Here is a 17,244-nt window from a genome sequence, read left to right as displayed (position 1 = left end):
GGTGTCGTTGATCTGCGTCGTTGCGCCGTCGCCAGCGACTACGAGCTTCTCGAAGTTGCCACCCGCGGTGCCGGTGATCTGGACGGTCTGGGTGCTCTTGTCGATGAACACGTCATCGCCTGGAGCATCAACAATCACGGTACCGACGGTTTCACCGGCCTTGATGGTGATGGTTTGCTTGTTGTCGAGTGTCAGGGTGACGTCAGTGTCAGCCTTGTTGCTCAAGGTGGCGGTGTAAGTGATTTTCCCGCCTTCGTTGACGGCGTCTGGCGCGGTCAAGGTGACGGTGGTGGTGTTGTCGGTGCCCGGTGTGTCAGTTACGACGGTGGTGACTTTATCGGTACCTGGAACCAGGTTCTCGAAGTGCTCGCCACCGGTGACTTTTTCGATGCCGGTCGTAACAGTCTGGTCGCCTTTGTACACGTCGTCCGGCGCTACAGCCGAAACAGTACCGCTCGACTCGTTCACACCGATGGTGATGACCTGTTTGTTATCGAGGGTGATGGTCAGCGGACCAGTGGTGTTGGTAACTGGCTTGCCGTCTTTATCAACCAAAGTCGCGGTGTAAACGATCTCGCCGCCTTCGCCGACAGTTTTGGTGGCAGTCAGCACCACATCAACCTTGTCGATGGTGTCGTTGATCTGCGTCGTTGCGCCGTCGCCTGCGACTACGAGCTTCTCGAAGTTACCGCCTTCAGTACCGGTGATCTTGACCGTCTGGGTGCTCTTGTCGATGAACACGTCATCGCCAGGGGCATCAACAATCACGGTACCAACGGTTTCGCCGGCCTTGATGGTGATGGTTTGTTTGTTGTCGAGCGTCAGGGTGACGTCGGTATCCGCTTTATTAGAAAGCGTAGCGGTGTAAGTGATTTTCCCGCCTTCGTTGACGGCGTCTGGCGCGGTCAAGGTGACGGTAGTGGTGTTATCGGTGCCCGGTGTGTCGGTTACGACGGTCGTGACTTTGTCAGTACCAGGGACCAAGTTCTCGAAGTGCTCGCCACCGGTGACTTTTTCGATGCCGGTCGTAACAGTTTGGTCGCCTTTGTACACATCATCTGGAGCCACAGCCGAAACAGTACCGCTCGACTCGTTCACACCGATGGTGATGACCTGTTTGTTATCGAGGGTGATGGTCAGCGGACCAGTGGTATTGGTGACTGGCTTGCCGTCCTTGTCGACCAGGGTGGCGGTGTAAACGATCTCGCCGCCTTCGCCGACAGTTTTAGTCGCAGTCAGCACCACATCGACCTTGTCGATGGTGTCGTTGATCTGTGTCGTCGCCCCACCCGGAGCGATATCAAGCTTCTCGAAACCACCACCCACAAAGTCCGGATTGATCGTGACGTTGATCGGACCCGCATCTTTGAATACGTCGTCGGTCGGTGCCTTGGAGGTCACTTGGCCTGTGGTCTCGCCCTTGGCGATAGTGATGACGTCACCATTGCTCAAGGTAAGGGTCAGGTCGCTGCCGGCCTTGTTGCTCAGGGTCGCGGTGTAGGTGATGTTGCCACCCTCGTCGGCCTCGCCCGGTGCGGTCAGGGTGACGGTGGTGGTGTCGGTGGTGCCGGGTGTGTCGGTCACGGTGGTGTTGACTGGCGTGGTGCCAGGTACCAGGTTCTCGAAGTGCGCGCCGCCGGTCACATTGGTGATCGCGGTGGTGACGGTCTGGTTGCCCTCATACACGTCATTAGGCGCAACAGTGCTGGCAGTACCCGCGGATTGGCCGACGCCAATGGTAATGGTCTGGCCATTGTCCAGGGTCACGGTCAACGGATTGGTGGTGTTGGTGACCGGGTTACCCGCCTTGTCCACCAGCGATGCGGTGTAAACGATCTGGCCGCCTTCACCCACGGTGGTGGTCGCCGTCAGCACCACATCAACCTTGTCGATGGTGTCGTTCACGGTGGTGGTAGCGCCGTCACCGGCCACTTCCAGTTTTTCGAAGTTGCCGCCATCAGTCTCGACGATCTTCACGGTTTGCGTGCTTTTGTCGACAAACACATCATCGCCCGGAGCATCGACGGTGACGGAGCCAACGGTTTCACCCGCCTTGATGATGATGGTCGAACCGTTATCCAGCTTCAGCGTAACGTCGGTGTCTGCTTTATTGGAAAGCGTGGCGGTGTAGGTGATCTGGCCGCCTTCGTTGACATCGCCTGGCGCTGTCAGTGTCACGGTGGTGGTGTCGACCGAATCGGTGATGGTCGTGACGGCTGGCGTCGTGTTGGGCACCAGGTTTTCAAAGTTGCCACCGGTGGTCCCGGTGATAGTCGTAGTGACGGTGCTGCCGTTGACGTAGACGTCGTTCGCCGGGGTATCGACCACCACGGTGCCGACGGATTCGCCGGCCTTGATGGTGATCACCGAACCGTTGGACAACGTCACGGTAACCGGGGTTTGCGCCGGGTTGGTCAGGGTCGCGGTGTAGGTGATCTGGCCGCCTTCGGTCACGGTATTGGTGGCGGTGAGGGTCAGGCCAGTGTCATCGACCGAGTCGGTGATCGTGGTGACAGCTGGGGTGGTGTCTGGCTCCAGCTTTTCGAAGTTGCCACCGGTTGCCCCGGTAATGGTGGTGCTGACCGTGCTGCCATTGTTGTAGACGTCGTTGGCCGGCGTATCGACCACCACCGTACCGGTGGACTTGCCTGCCTCAATGGTGATCACCGAGCCGTTGCTCAAGGTGATGGTGACAGGGGTCTGTGCCGGGTTGGTCAGGGTCGCGGTGTAAGTGATCTGGCCGCCTTCGGTCACTGTTTCGCCTGCTGTCAGGGTCACAGTGGTGGTGTCGATGGTGTCGGTGATCTGGGTGACTGCCGGTGTCGGGTCGACGGTCAAGATCAGGTTGTTACCGCCGGTGGTGCCGGTGACGGTGACGCTGATCTGGCCTGGATCGATGTACGGGCTGTCGTTGGGCGCCAAAGGCACATTGACGGAGCCGGTCACTTGGCCGGCCGGGATGGTGATCACCGCGCCGTTGGACAGGGTGATCGTCAGGTTGCTGGTGGACGGCTGGGTCACTGTGGCGGTGTAGGTCAGCACGCCGCCGGCTTCGGTGATGGTCGGTGTGGCGCCCAGGGTCAGGGTCGACGGCAAAGGTGCGGCCGTGAGTGGGTCAATCGGCTGCCCGCCGAGTTCGTTGGTCAGCGCATTGGTTGCGAAACCCAGGCCAGCAGTCGGAAACCCAATGGTCGGATCGACCGAGCCTGCGGTCTCATCAAGCATCACAAAGCTGTGGCCGCCACCGGCAGCGCCCGTGCCGGAAGCTGTCGCGCCTGCGGCGGTGGCTTCCAGGTCGGTGGTCGGGTCAGCGCCGGCGGCAATGGCCTGCTGCAGTTCGGCAACCGAAGGTGCGGCCTGTGCAGTGGCTTGGGCCAGGTCAGTGCTGGAGTCGGGCGCGTTGGCGCTCCACTGGGTATCACGCCCCAGGTCCAGCGTACGGCCATCGGCCAGCTCCAGGCTCACGGAGCCCGACATGCCGGTGTCTATCTGATCGCCGGCAAACAGGCGATCACCTTCAACCAGCACCCGACGGGCGCCTTCCGGAGAAATGACGAAAACTTGGCCAACAATGCTTTTGACGATTGCAACAACACTGCTCATTGAAGATTTCTCCGGCGATCCATTCTGTGGGTGTTCCTAAGGCTGAGATCCGATGGGATTCATCAGCCTGGGAGGTGCGTAGTTTATAAATCGGATGACGTCAAATAATTGGCTATATTTTTTGGCGATTTACTTTATGCCAAACTATTGACCTTCTTGGCGCCATCCTAAACAATCGCCTCGCTAATGTCACATTGATATTCATGCGGCGAACCGTCCTACATGTGTGAACCAGTTCCGCTTTTGAACTTTCCGACGTACGGTCATTACGGTAGCCATTTTCTAACGCAGCACAACCAAGTTGCTGTGACTTGAGACAAGAAGTCCTGGGGATTCTTAAAATGCGTTTGCACCTGCTTAAGGCAATACCGTTCGTTCTCGCCGCCAGTTTCGTACAAGCCCAAACCCTGCCCCAGGCCATGCAGCAAGCGCTGGATGTGCACCCTGAGATTCAGGCAGGTGTCAACGCTCGTATCGCGGCTGACTATCAGTTGCGTGCGGCCAAGGGTGGTTACCTGCCCCGTGTCGACTTGAACGCGGGTTATGGCCGTGAAGGCACCGACAGTTCATCCACTCGCGCCCGTGGCGGCCATTGGGACACCCTCAATCGCGGCGAATCGAGCCTGCGCCTGCAGCAAATGGTTTTTGACGGTTTTGCCACCTCCAGTGAAGTAGGGCGTCAACAAGCCACCGTTAACTCCCGCGCTTTTTCGTTGCTTGGCACTTCCGAGCGCACTGCATTGACGGTAGCCCAGGTTTACCTGGACGTCCTGACCCGTCGTGAGTTCGTGCGTCTGGCCGAAGACAACCTGCGTAACCACGAGCGCATCTACGACCAGATCAAACTGCGCACCCAGCGCGGTGTCGGCAGCGGGGCTGACCTGGACCAGGCTGAAGCCCGTTTGGCCCAAGCCCGTAACAACGTGATCACCGAGCAGACCAACCTGGCCGACGCCCAGACCAACTACCTCAGTGCCGTCGGCCAAGAAGCCGATCAGTTGGAGCGTCCGCCCAGCTTCATGGCGCTGCTGCCTGCAGACCTGAATGAAGCGCGTCGCCAGATGCTCGATAACAGCCCGATCCTGCGTTCGGCCGAATCCGATATCGCCGCTGCCGAAAAACAATACGAAGCCGCCAAGTCTTCCTTCTACCCACGTTTCGACGCCGAGTTGGGCCGTAACGCCGACAACAACATCGACGGCGACGCCAGCCACAACAACGGCTGGGAAGCCATGCTGCGCATGCGCTTCAACCTGTACGCCGGTGGCAGCAACAAGGCTGAGCTGGAGTCCAAGTCCTACCAGTCCAACCAGGCCCTGGATATCCGCAACAACGCCTTGCGCCAGTTGAACGAAGAACTGGGCCTGGCCTGGAACGCCATGAACAACGCCAATGCCCAGGTGCCGATTGCCCAGCAATACGTCGACCACAGCAGCAAGGTGCGCGGCGCCTACCAGAAACAATTCAGCCTGGGCGAACGAACTCTGCTTGACTTGCTCGACAGTGAAAACGAGCTGTTCACCGCTTCGCGCCGTTTGGAAGAGATAAAAAACGTTCAGTTATTTACTCAGTACCGAATCAAGGCGACCATGGGCGAGTTGCTCAAGAGCCAAGGAGTGGTCGCACCGATGGCCTCCGTCGTCCAGAACGACGTGAAGCCGAAAGTCCAACTGCCTGGGATGAATTGAGCTATTCCTTATAGTCCCATCTGTTAGTTGAGAGAGCCCGCGTGGAATCAGAAGTCAGTCGAGTCCATCTCAGTCATGATCCACGCACATTGCACGACGACCCGTTACTCGACGGGTTGTTGGCTCTCTGCGCCCTGCACCAGAAGCCCGCCAGCGCGGCGATGCTGACCACCGGTCTGCCATTGCCGGCACAGCAACTGACCGCCGACTTGCTGGCCCGGGCTGCGGCCCGCGCCGGTTTGCAAGGGCGGCTGCTGCAACGCAAGCTCGATTCGATCCCCCCGATTGCCATGCCGGCGCTGCTGTTGCTCAAGGATGGCCGTAGTGCCGTGCTGCTCGGCTGGCAGGGTGAGGACGAGGCGCAGGTGCTGCTCAGCGAAAGCGACGGCGGTGAAACCATCGTCAAGCGCCAGGCGTTGGCCGATGACTACACCGGTAAAGTGTTCTTTGCCCAGCCCCAACACAAATTCGATGTCAGCCACGGCACCCTGATCCCCCGGGCCCGCTCCTGGTTTCGTGACACCCTCAAGCGTTCGCGCTGGCTCTACGCCGATGCCATCGCCGCCAGTTTCCTGATCAACCTGATTGCCATGGCAGCGCCGCTGTTCGTGATGAACGTCTACGACCGCGTCGTGCCCAACCAGGCCACCGCCACCCTGTGGGTGCTGGCGACCGGTATTTTCATCGCCTACGTCTTCGACCTGGTCCTCAAAAGCCTGCGCAGCCTGTGCCTGGACCTGGCCGGCAAGAAAACCGACCTGATCATCTCGGCCACGTTGTTCGAGCGGATCGTCGGCATGTCGATGAAGTACCGTCCGGCACGGGTCGGCAGCTTCGCCCAGAACATCCACGAGTTTCAGAGCCTGCGTGATTTCCTCGCCTCCCTGACGCTCACCAGCCTGATCGACTTGCCGTTTACCCTGCTGATATTCATGGTTATCGCGATCCTCGGCGGGCATCTGGTATGGATCCCCATGCTGGCCTTCCCGATTGCCCTGGGCATCGGCTACCTGCTGCAAAAGCCGCTGGTCGCCACCATGGAGCGCACCATGGCCCTGGCCTCCGAGCGCCAGTCGAGCCTGATCGAAACCCTGGCCGGGCTGGATGCGGTCAAGGTCAACAACGCTGAAAGCGAGCGCCAATACCAGTGGGAGCAAACCATTGGCACCCTCAGCCGCCTTGAATTGCGGGTGAAAATGCTCTCTGGGCTGTCGATGAACATCACCCTGCTGATCCAGCAATTGGCGGGTGTGATCATGATTGTCTTCGGGGTCTACCAGATCATCGACGGCAATCTCAGCATGGGTGGCCTGATTGCCTGCTACATGCTCAGTGGCCGCGCCCTCAGCCCGCTGGCGTCGCTGTCGGGCCTGATGACCCGCTACCAGCAAGCCAAGGTCACCATGGTCTCCACCGACCAGATGATGGAGCTGCCCCAAGAGCGCAACTTCGAAGAACGCCCTTTGAGCCGCCGTACCCTGCAGGGCGCCATCGAGTGCCGGGGCCTGAATTTCACGTACCCCAACCAGCAGAACATGGCACTCAAGAACATCAACCTGGTGATCAAGCCCGGCGAGAAGATCGGCATCATCGGGCGCAGCGGCTCGGGTAAAAGCTCCCTGGCCAAACTGATCGTGGGCCTCTACCAACCCGACTCCGGCGCCTTGCTGGTGGACGGCGTGGACATTCGCCAGATCGACGTCAGCGAACTGCGCCACAACGTCGGCTATGTGCCCCAGGACATCCAACTGCTGGCCGGCACCCTGCGCGACAACCTGGTCTCCGGCGCCCGTTACGTTGAAGACGAAGTGGTACTGCAAGCCGCTGAGCTGGCGGGCGTCCACGAATTTGCCCGCTTGCATCCACAAGGCTACGAGCTGCAAGTGGGCGAGCGCGGCCAGAACCTCTCTGGCGGCCAGCGACAAAATGTCGCCCTGGCCCGCGCCCTGTTGCTCAACCCGCCTATCCTGCTGCTGGACGAACCAACCAGCGCCATGGACAACACCGGTGAAGAACGCTTGAAACAGCGCCTGCAAGCCGTTGTGGAAAACAAGACCGTGGTGCTGGTGACGCACCGTGCGTCGCTGTTGTCCCTAGTGGACCGTTTGTTGGTCATCGACCGTGGGCAAATCCTTGCCGATGGCCCGAAAGCCGTAGTGATGGAAGCGTTGAAGAAGGGGCAGATCAGTGTTGCGTAAATTCAAGGACGCGGTCCGTCGCTATTTCATTGGTTCCGATTCGCTGGATGGCCAGCCACTGCCAGAGGTCAAGAAGGCCCTGATCGAAGATGCCCCGCGTGTGGTGCGGTTGACCATCTGGGGGATCATCGGGTTTTTCCTGTGCATGCTGCTGTGGGCCGGTTTTGCCAAGGTCGACGAAGTGACGCGCGGTGATGGCAAGGCTATTCCATCCTCCAAGTTGCAGAAGATCCAGAACCTTGAGGGCGGCATCGTCGCCGAGCTGTACGTCAAGGAAGGGCAGATCGTCGAGGCTGGCGCGCCACTGATCCGCCTGGATGACACGCGCTTTGTCTCCAACGCTGGTGAAACCGAGGCCCAGCGCCTGTCGCTGTTACTGCGCATCGAGCGCTTGAACGCCCAGGTCGAAGACCGGCCGCTGAACATTCCTGAAGACGTGCGTGCCGCTGCGCCCACCCAGGCCATCAACGAGCAGTCGCTGTATGAAAGCCGGCGCCAGCAGTTCAAGGATGAAATCGGTGGTTTGCAGGAACAACTGACCCAGCGCCAGCAGGAGATGCGCGAATACACCTCCAAGCAAGGCCAGTACCGTAACCAACTGTCGTTGCAGCGCCAGGAAATCAACATGTCCGAACCCCTGGTCGCCCAGGGTGCGGTGTCGCCGGTGGAAGTGCTGCGCCTCAAGCGCGCAGAAATGGAAACCCGTGGGCAACTGGACGCTACCACCCTGGCCATCCCCCGTGCCGACTCGGCGATCAAGGAAGTACAACGCAAGATCGACGAAACGCGTGGTAAATACCGCAGTGAAGCGCTGACCGAGCTCAACGAGGCACGTACTGACCTGAACAAGGCCCAGGCCACCGGCAAAGCTCTCGAAGACCGTGTGAGCCGGACCCTGGTCACCTCGCCGGTGCGCGGGATCGTCAAGCAACTGTTGGTCAATACCATTGGCGGCGTGATCCAGCCGGGCAGCGACATGGTTGAAATCGTGCCGCTGGATGACACCTTGCTGGTAGAAGCCAAGATCCGCCCGCAAGACATCGCCTTCCTGCACCCGGGGCAAGAAGCCGTGGTCAAGTTCACCGCCTACGACTACACCATCTACGGCGGCCTCAAGGCCAAGCTGGAGCGCATCGGTGCCGACACCATCACCGATGAAGACAAGAAAACCACCTACTACATGATCACCTTGCGCACCGACCGCAGCCACCTGGGCACCGATGAGAAGCCACTGATCATCATCCCCGGCATGGTCGCCTCGGTGGACATCATCACTGGCAAGAAGACCATCCTCAGCTACCTGCTCAAGCCCATCATCAAGGCCCGGGCCGAGTCGCTGCAGGAGCGTTGATCTCGATTGCCTGCGATGGGGCCCTCAACCCCACCCCATCCCCCAGGCCCTACCGCAAAAAGGCCATATCGTTATTCTCTAACGGTATTTAAATTTCAATTCTTATATCTATAAAGTCACTCTCCTGACTGCCAGGGAGTGATCACATGTCCACCGCCACAGCCGCCTTATCCACCGCCCAAACCTTCGACATCCTCCCATTCCCCGGCAGCGTAGGCGCCGAGATCATTGGCCTGGATCTGTCGCGCCCGGTCAACGACCAGGACTTCGCCCGCATCCACCGCGCGCACCTGGACCACCATGTGGTGGTGTTCCGCGACCAGCGCATCACCCCCGAGCAACAGATCGCCTTTAGCCGCCGCTTCGGCGTGTTGCAGATCCATGTGCTCAAACAGTTCCTGCTGGCCAACCACCCGGAAATCCTCATCGTTTCCAACATCATCGAAAACGGCCAGTCCATCGGCCTGGGCGACGCGGGCAAATTCTGGCACTCGGACCTGTCATACAAGGAACTGCCGAGCCTGGGCTCGATGCTCCACGCTCAGGAACTGCCGTCCGAAGGCGGCGACACGCTGTTTGCCGACATGCACAAAGCCTGGGACCAGTTGCCCGAGCATCTGCGCAAGGCCGTGGAAGGTCGCAGCGCAGCGCATTCGTACACCGCGCGCTACAGCGAAACCAAATTCGAAGGCAACTGGCGCCCGACCCTGACCCCCGAACAACTGGCCCAGGTCGCCGAAGTGGTGCACCCGGTAGTGCGTACTCACCCGGAAAACGGGCGCCAGGCGCTGTTCGTCAGCGAAGGCTTCACCACCCGTATCGTCGGCCTGCCCGAAGACGAAAGCCGCGACCTGCTGGCCCAACTCTTTGCCCACAGCATCCACCCGCACAACATCTACCGCCACAGCTGGCAGCCCCACGACCTGGTGTTCTGGGACAACCGCTCGCTGATCCACCTGGCCGCCGGTTGCCCCAGCCACCTGCGTCGCAAACTGTTTCGCACCACCATCCAGGGCGACGCCCCCTTCTGATTCGGAGCATGACCATGTCCAGGAAAACCCCCTTTGCACGATTGGCCGCGACCGTTGGCCTTGGCGTCAGCCTGTTGGCCGGCAGTTTGGTTGCTCCCGCCGTCGCCCAGGCCGAAGGCGAGATTCGCATTGCCGAGCAGTTCGGCATCGTTTACTTGCTGCTCAATGTGGTGCGCGACCAGAACCTGATCGAAAAATACGGCAAGCAGCAAGGTATCGACATCAAGGTCGACTGGACCCAATTGTCCGGTGGCGCGGCGGTCAATGACGCGCTGCTGTCTGGCTCCATCGACATTGCCGGCGCCGGTGTCGGCCCGCTGCTGACCATCTGGGACCGCACCCATGGCAAGCAGAACGTCAAGGCCGTGGCTTCCCTGGGCAACTTCCCTTACTACCTGGTCAGCAACAACCCCAAGGTCAAGACCATCGCCGACTTCACCGAAAAAGATCGCATCGCGGTACCGGCCGTGGGGGTTTCCGTGCAGTCGCGGTTCCTGCAATACGCGGCGGCCAAGCAATGGGGCGACAAGGAATTCAATCGCCTGGATAAATACACCATCGCCGTGCCGCACCCGGACGCCACGGCTGCGCTGATCGCCGGCGGTACGGAGCTGACCGGGCACTTCTCCAACCCGCCGTTCCAGGACCAGGCCCTGGCCAACCCGAACGTGCATGTGGTGCTCAACACCTATGACCTGTTGGGGCCGAACTCACCGACCGTGCTGTTCGCCACCGAGAAGTTTCGCAACGACAACCCGAAAACCTACAAGGCCTTTATCGACGCACTGACCGAGGCCGCGCAGTTTGCGCAGAACGACAAGGGCGCCGCTGCCGACACCTACATCCGCGTGACCAAGGCCAAGATCGACCGTGCCGCGCTGCTGAAAATTATCGACAACCCGCAATTCGAATTCAGCGTCACCCCGAAAAACACCTACCCGCTGGCCGAGTTCCTCTACCGCGTGGGCGCGATCAAGAACAAACCCGAGTCGTGGAAGGATTACTTCTTCCAGGATGCCAAGCCGCTGCAAGGGAGCTGAGATGAACGCACCCTTGCAAGGCCACACGGCCAGCAACCTGAACACCACTGAGGCGCTGCTCTCGGTGGATCACGTCAGCCTTGAATACCGCACGCCCGAACGGGTAGTGCGGGCCACCCACCAGGTCAGTTTCGAGATCGATCCGGCCGACCGTTTTGTACTGCTGGGGCCTTCGGGCTGCGGCAAGTCCACGCTGCTCAAGGCGGTAGCCGGTTTTATCAAACCCTGCGAAGGCGAAATTCGCCTGGTAGGGCAGAAGGTCGAGCAGCCGGGCCCGGATCGCATCGTGGTGTTCCAGGAGTTCGACCAGTTGCCGCCGTGGAAAACCGTCAAGCAGAACGTGATGTTCCCGCTGCTGGCGTCCAAGACCCTCAAGCGTCGCGAGGCCGAAGAACGGGCGTTGTATTACCTCGACAAGGTCGGCTTGAGCGCCTTTGCCGACGCCTATCCCCACACCCTGTCCGGTGGCATGAAGGCTCGCGTTGCGATTGCCCGGGCATTGGCCATGCAGCCGAAAATCCTGCTGATGGACGAACCGTTCGCCGCACTCGACGCCCTGACCCGGCGCAAGATGCAAGAGGAGTTGCTGCTGCTGTGGGAGGAGGTGCGTTTTACCTTGCTGTTCGTCACCCACTCCATCGAAGAGGCCTTGGTGGTGGGTAACCGCATCCTGCTGCTGTCGCCCCATCCAGGGCGTGTGCGCGCCGAAATCCACAGCCATCAATATGACCTGCACAGCCTTGGCGGTGTGGAGTTCCAGGCGTCGGCGCGGCGTATTCATCGCCTGTTGTTCGATGAAACGCCCGAGGCAGAAACCGAGTTGGATTTCGCCGATATCCGCATCGCTTATTGAAGGACTGTGCCCATGCGCCAGGAATATGAAATCACCCTGCAACCGCTGCCCGGCGTGCCCGTGGAGCGTGCCTTACCCCTGCGTCAGCGCCTGTGGCAACAAGGCTGGTTGCGCAAAGGCTTGATCCTGATCGTGCTGGCGCTCCTCTGGGAAGCAGCGGCGCGCTATCAGAACAACGACCTGCTGCTGCCCAGTTTCCTGCAGACCTTCCACGCCTTCTACGACGGCATTGCCAGTGGCGAGCTGTTGGGTAAGGTCAGTATCTCGCTGGTGGTGCTGCTCAAGGGCTACCTGATCGGGATTGTCCTGGCATTCGCCCTGACCACGTTGGCGGTTTCGACCCAGATGGGCCGTGACCTGCTGAGCACCCTGACCTCGATGTTCAACCCGCTGCCGGCGATTGCTCTGCTGCCATTGGCGTTGCTGTGGTTTGGCCTGGGGCAGAACAGCCTGATTTTTGTGTTGGTGCACTCGGTGCTGTGGGCCTTGGCACTCAACACTTACTCGGGATTCATGGGCGTGTCGGAAACCCTGCGCATGGCCGGTCGCAACTACGGCCTCAAGGGCATGCGCTTTGTGCTGTTTATCCTGATTCCGGCGGCGTTGCCGTCGATCCTCGCCGGGCTGAAGATTGGCTGGGCCTTTGCCTGGCGTACGCTGATCGCCGCCGAACTGGTGTTCGGCGCGACCAGCGGCAAGGGTGGCCTGGGCTGGTACATCTTCCAGAACCGCAACGAGCTGTACACCGACAAGGTCTTCGCGGGGCTGGCGGTGGTGATCCTTATCGGCCTGCTCGTAGAGAACCTGGTGTTCGACATCCTGGAGCGCGTCACCGTGAAGCGCTGGGGCATGCAGCGATAAACCCTTGCGGGGGCCTGGAGCCCCTCGCCACCGGGCAGTACCGGTAAAGCCTGCTACGATTGCGTGCGCTGTACTCCAAACCCATCATGAGTGCTTGGCATGCAATTACCGGATATGAACCTGTTGGGGGAGCCTACAGAATTCGGAAAAAATCGTACGCTAAGGTTTTCCGACCTGTCGTAACGGCCTGAATTTCCCGTCTTCCAGCTTGCGGCTCTGCCGCCAGACGTAATCGCCAGTCAGGTTGATGTGCTCCCATCCCAACGGCGATAGATACTGATACAGGTCGGTATTCACCGGTTTTCCGGCGTCAGCCAACCCCAGGGTGGCCCGTTCTAGGTAGACCGTGTTCCACAGCACAATGGCGGCGGTCACCAGGTTGAGGCCGCTGGCCCGGTAGCGCTGCTGTTCAAAGCTCCGATCCCTGATTTCACCGAGGCGGTTAAAGAACACTGCCCTGGCCAGCGCGTTGCGCGCCTCGCCCTTGTTCAGCCCAGCATGCACACGGCGGCGCAGCTCGACGCTTTGCAGCCAGTCCAGGATAAACAGCGTGCGCTCGATCCGGCCCAACTCCCGCAGGGCCACGGCCAAACCGTTCTGACGCGGATAGCTGCCCAGCTTGCGCAGCATCAACGAGGCAGTGACAGTGCCCTGTTTTATCGACGCGGCCAGGCGCAGAATCTCGTCCCAGTGAGCCCGCACGTGCTTGATGTTCAACGTACCTCCAATCATTGGCCGCAGTGTCGGGTAGTTCTGGACACTCTGGGGCACGTACAGCTTGGTCTCGCCTAGGTCGCGGATGCGCGGGGCAAAACGAAAGCCCAGCAGGTGCATTAGGGCGAAGACGTGATCGGTGAAGCCCGCAGTGTCGGTGTAGTGCTCCTCGATCCGCAGATCCGACTCGTGATACAGCAGTCCATCGAGTACATAGGTCGAATCCCGAACACCGACATTCACCACGCGGGTGCTAAACGGTGCGTACTGATCGGAAATGTGGGTATAGAACAGCCGCCCCGGTTCGTTGCCGTACTTCGGGTTGACGTGCCCGGTGCTTTCGCCTCGACCGCCTGCGCGAAAGCGCTGGCCATCGGACGATGAGGTGGTGCCGTCTCCCCAGTTAGCCGCAAAGGAATGGCTGAACTGGCTGTTGACCAGTTCGGCCAGTGCCGCCGCGTAGGTTTCGTCGCGGATGTACCAGGCTTGCAGCCAGGACAACTTTGCGTAGGTCATTCCCGGACTCGAATCGGCCATTTTGGTCAGTCCGATGTTGATGGCATCGCCAAGGATTGCAGACAACAGCAGCGTTCTATCCTTGGCCTGGGCACCATCCTTCAGATGGGTGAAGTGACGGGTGAATCCCGTCCATTCATCCACGTCCATCAGCAGCTCGGTGATTTTGATACGTGGCAGTAGCTGACTGGTCTTGTCGATCAGCGCCTGAGCGGTGTCCGGTACCGCCGCATCCAGCGGCGTAATCTTCAGCCCGGACTCGGTGAGGATGGCGTCGGGTAGTTCGTTGTCCTTGGCCAGCTTGGCGACGGTCGCCAGTTGCTGCTCCAGCAGCTGCAAGCGCTCCTCCAGGTACTGGTCGCTGTTGGGATTGATCGCCAATGGCAGCGCCTGTTCCTTCTTGAGCACGGCAAACTTCGCGGGTGGTAGCAGGTAATCTTCAAAGTCACGGAACTGCCGAGAGCCCTTGACCCAAATATCGCCGGAACGCAGCGCGTTTTTCAGTTCAGACAAGGCGCAGATTTCGTAAAAACGCCGGTCAATGCCTTCCGGCGTGATCACCAGCGGTTTCCATCGCGGCTTGATGAAGGCGGTCGGTGCATCCGATGGCACCTTGCGCAGGTTATCTGCGTTCATCTCACGCAGCTGCTGGATAGCATCCAGCACGCGTTGCGCTGCAGGTGCAGCCCGTAGCTCAAGCACCTCCAGAAAGGCTGGGGTGTAGCGGCGCAACGTGTTGAAGTTCTCGCTGACCAGGTGCAGGTGGTCGAACGCCTCGGGCCGGGCCAGCAGCTCGGCATCGGTCACGCTCTGGGCGAATTCGTCCCAGGGGATGACCGCCTCGATGGCGGCGAACGGATCGTCCCCCGACGCTTTGGCCTCCAGCAAGGCCTGGCCTATTTTCGAGTACAGGCGCACCTTGTCGTTGATCGCCTTGCCCTGTTTCTGGAACTGCTGCTGATGCTTGTTCTTGGCGCTACTGAACAGCTTGATCAGAATCCGGTCGTGCAGATCTACCAGTTCATCGGTCACCGTGGCGGTGCTTTCCAGCACCACGGCCGCCAAGGTCGCGTAGCGCCGTTCGCTCTCGAACTTGCCCAGATCCTGAGGCGTCATCTGCCCGCCTTCACGGGCCAGCTTCAGCAACCGGTTCTGGTGGATTAGCCGGTCGAGCCCTTCGGGCAAACCCACCAGCTGGAAGATCTTCAGCCGTTCGATGTGCTCCATTATGTGCCGCGAGTTCGGTTTTAGTGGAGACTGGCGTAGCCACGTTAACCAGGTGCTATTGCTGCCGGCCTTGAGGGTTAGCAGTTCGTCGAGCTTGTTCCGATGTTGCTGGCTCAGCGGCTCGATCAAGGCACGGTAAACCCTGCGGTTGGCTCGTGCCACGGCTTCAGAACAGGCCCGATCGATCACCGTCAATGTCGGTAAGATCCGCCGTTGTTGACGCAGACTCTCCAGGGCCTGCCCGGCCAGTAACAAGCTTTTGTCGGTTTGCTGGGCCAGGTTGGTCAACTCGCGTACCAGAGCGCGAAAGTCCGAAAGCCCGAACGGCAGCAATCCAAGGTAGGTGCGCAGCTCCTGGGCGTGTTCGCGGCGGGTGACATCGCGCTCGCCGTACTTCGGCCAGCTTTCAGGCGCCGCCTGAACCTGTCGGGCCACCCACTCAATGACCGGATCGGGCAGCACGCTGTCGCTGGCCAGCGCGTAACCGGGGTAGCGCAGCAGGCAGAGCTGCACCGCAAAGCCAAGGCGATTGGCATCACCCCGGCGCTGACGGATCAGCGACAGGTCGGACTCGTTGAAGGTGTAATAGCGGATCAGGTCGTCTTGGCTATCCGGCAGGGCAAGCAGGGTGTCGCGCTCAGTGGCCGAAAGGATCGAGCGACGGGGCATGTGTCAGTCATCCCTGCGAAGGTACTGGTAGAGGGTTTCCCTACTTATACCGAACTCACGGGCTAACTGGGCCTTCGCTTCGCCGGCAGCGGCGCGTTGCCTGACTATGATGGCCTGTTCATCGGACAGGGCCTTCTTGCGGCCCCGGTAAGCACCACGCTGTTTGGCCAGGGCAATGCCCTCGCGCTGTCGCTCGCGAATGAGGGCTCGCTCGAACTCCGCGAAAGCCCCCATTACCGACAGCATCAGGTTGGCCATGGGGGAGTCGTCACCAGTGAACACCAAGCCTTCCTTCAGAAACTCGATACGCACGCCGCGCTTGGTCAGCTTTTGCACCAGACGCCGCAGGTCGTCCAGGTTGCGGGCCAAGCGATCCATACTGTGCACCACAACGGTGTCACCCTCGCGGACAAAGCCGAGCATGGCCTCCAGTTGCGGACGCTGGGTATCCTTACCAGATGCCTTGTCGGTGAACAGCTTGCCTACCTGAGTCTGTTCTAGTTGGCGTTCCGGGTTCTGGTCGTAGCTGCTGACCCGGACATAACCGATACGTTGTCCCTGCAAGCTGCCTCCGTAGGCTTCGCTAATGCTTAATGATCAGAGGCAGCATTCGCTGCCTCTTACCCTGCTTGCAATACGGGTACTCTCAATGAGAGACGCTGATAGACCCTTTTTGTAAGTTGAATACCTGGGCCAGGTGTCCATCCAACTCACCTTGCATATCGCCGATGAAACAGATTTTTGAATTGGCCGGTGCACGTTTAAGCGTTGCTTTAACCTTGTTCCGAAGTGGTGTAGATCCGAGCTTCAGCTCCTGGAAAATCAGCGAGTCATTACGGCCCAGCGGAAGATTGGACAGTGCCTCAACAGCTGCCTGACCAACCAAAGTCATATGCGGTTCACCACCCTTTATCTCTCCACCCGCCCAGCAGCAGTAATATTTTTTTCGGTCGTACTCGACCTCAAAAACCATAAATTCCAGCGACTGTCCTGGGCGAGTCCCCATTTTTTCCTGCACCTGCAATAGAGTTCCAGCCTCAGGCTTGGCTCCGGCGACAAGTGTCGATTTGATCGATGGCATATTCATTCCTTTTTGATGTCAATGACGTTCAGCACGTCAATTGTGTCAGGCTGAAATCTATGATATTCGTTAGCAAGTGTCAATAAAATGTACTTTCAACTCTAACCTGACGCTGAGGGTCTTGGCAGCCTGACATCAGGTTAGGGTATAGCCCAACCTGACGGATCGATTGACAGCTCATTATTATTCACTATGATTAACCCTGAGTCGAGCTATGGCAAAGCCACTCAAAATAAATCACAAAGGATAGATGATGAGCCAATCCAGCCCTTTGACGCACCAGGATGCCAACCATCGCGATTCCGCATGGGAACGTGCTGCCAACTACGAGAAGGAAGAGCGCCCCATCCACCCAGTTAGCAAAATTGTGATCAAGGGGGCGGTTGATGTTGTGTTCTTTCGCTCGTCATCA

At 59.6% G+C, this 17,244-nt stretch carries 11 protein-coding genes; 7 read left to right on the top strand and 4 right to left on the bottom strand.

Annotated elements, in window-relative coordinates:
- Positions 1-3,603, bottom strand: a 3,603-nt coding sequence (locus ACZRMS_RS25555) for a retention module-containing protein (protein ID WP_463997561.1), incomplete at its 3' end; no start/stop codon positions are given.
- 341 nt (positions 3,604-3,944) lie between these two features.
- Between ACZRMS_RS25555 and ACZRMS_RS25550 the strand changes: the two genes are divergently transcribed.
- The 7 genes from ACZRMS_RS25550 (at position 3,945) to ACZRMS_RS25520 (ending at position 12,625) form a co-directional block, all read left to right on the top strand.
- The gene (locus ACZRMS_RS25550; protein WP_029298771.1) at positions 3,945-5,291 is read left to right on the top strand and encodes a TolC family outer membrane protein; all 1,347 of its coding nucleotides are present in this window, start codon (positions 3,945-3,947) and stop codon (positions 5,289-5,291) included.
- Between the two features lie 41 nt (positions 5,292-5,332).
- Positions 5,333-7,489 carry a type I secretion system permease/ATPase gene (locus ACZRMS_RS25545; RefSeq protein WP_029298773.1) on the top strand — a complete coding sequence of 719 codons (2,157 nt, stop codon included), beginning with the start codon at positions 5,333-5,335 and terminating at the stop codon, positions 7,487-7,489.
- Complete coding sequence (locus ACZRMS_RS25540; protein ID WP_029298775.1) at positions 7,479-8,840, top strand: HlyD family type I secretion periplasmic adaptor subunit; 1,362 nt, start codon at positions 7,479-7,481, stop codon at positions 8,838-8,840. Before ACZRMS_RS25545 ends, ACZRMS_RS25540 begins: the two co-directional genes overlap by 11 nt.
- Positions 8,841-8,986: 146 nt before the next feature.
- A complete protein-coding gene (locus tag ACZRMS_RS25535) occupies positions 8,987-9,871 on the top strand; it encodes a TauD/TfdA dioxygenase family protein (protein ID WP_146427470.1) in 885 nt (294 codons plus the stop codon).
- A gap of 14 nt (positions 9,872-9,885) precedes the next feature.
- Entirely contained in the window at positions 9,886-10,911 is a 1,026-nt protein-coding gene (locus ACZRMS_RS25530; protein WP_146427468.1) for an ABC transporter substrate-binding protein, read from the top strand.
- 1 nt (position 10,912) lies between these two features.
- Entirely contained in the window at positions 10,913-11,764 is an 852-nt protein-coding gene (locus ACZRMS_RS25525; RefSeq protein ID WP_029298781.1) for an ABC transporter ATP-binding protein, read from the top strand.
- 12 nt (positions 11,765-11,776) lie between these two features.
- Complete coding sequence (locus ACZRMS_RS25520) at positions 11,777-12,625, top strand: ABC transporter permease (protein WP_146427466.1); 849 nt, start codon at positions 11,777-11,779, stop codon at positions 12,623-12,625.
- Positions 12,626-12,784: 159 nt separating this feature from the next.
- Here the strand turns inward: ACZRMS_RS25520 and ACZRMS_RS25515 are convergent, their stop codons facing one another.
- From ACZRMS_RS25515 to ACZRMS_RS25505, 3 genes are all read right to left on the bottom strand, one after another.
- Entirely contained in the window at positions 12,785-15,751 is a 2,967-nt protein-coding gene (locus ACZRMS_RS25515; protein WP_146427464.1) for a Tn3 family transposase, read from the bottom strand.
- Between the two features lie 3 nt (positions 15,752-15,754).
- Positions 15,755-16,315 (bottom strand): recombinase family protein, encoded by a 561-nt coding sequence (locus tag ACZRMS_RS25510; RefSeq protein WP_048388137.1) that lies wholly within the window; start codon positions 16,313-16,315, stop codon positions 15,755-15,757.
- An 82-nt stretch (positions 16,316-16,397) separates the two neighbouring features.
- Positions 16,398-16,832, bottom strand: a complete 435-nt coding sequence (locus ACZRMS_RS25505; protein WP_126624766.1) for a hypothetical protein — start codon at positions 16,830-16,832, stop codon at positions 16,398-16,400.
- Positions 16,833-17,244 lie beyond the last annotated feature (412 nt).

The organism is Pseudomonas sp. B424 (assembly GCF_055408345.1).
This window is presented reverse-complemented; position numbering and strand designations above follow the sequence as displayed.

Bases quoted from the DNA above. Each gene is read 5' to 3' on its own strand.
- ACZRMS_RS25515 (WP_146427464.1), bottom strand. From the start codon at position 15,751: ATGCCCCGTCGCTCGATCCTTTCGGCCACTGAGCGCGACACCCTGCTT.
- ACZRMS_RS25505 (WP_126624766.1), bottom strand. From the start codon at position 16,832: ATGCCATCGATCAAATCGACACTTGTCGCCGGAGCCAAGCCTGAGGCT.
- ACZRMS_RS25530 (WP_146427468.1), top strand. From the start codon at position 9,886: ATGTCCAGGAAAACCCCCTTTGCACGATTGGCCGCGACCGTTGGCCTT.
- ACZRMS_RS25535 (WP_146427470.1), top strand. From the start codon at position 8,987: ATGTCCACCGCCACAGCCGCCTTATCCACCGCCCAAACCTTCGACATC.
- ACZRMS_RS25550 (WP_029298771.1), top strand. From the start codon at position 3,945: ATGCGTTTGCACCTGCTTAAGGCAATACCGTTCGTTCTCGCCGCCAGT.
- ACZRMS_RS25520 (WP_146427466.1), top strand. From the start codon at position 11,777: ATGCGCCAGGAATATGAAATCACCCTGCAACCGCTGCCCGGCGTGCCC.
- ACZRMS_RS25525 (WP_029298781.1), top strand. From the start codon at position 10,913: ATGAACGCACCCTTGCAAGGCCACACGGCCAGCAACCTGAACACCACT.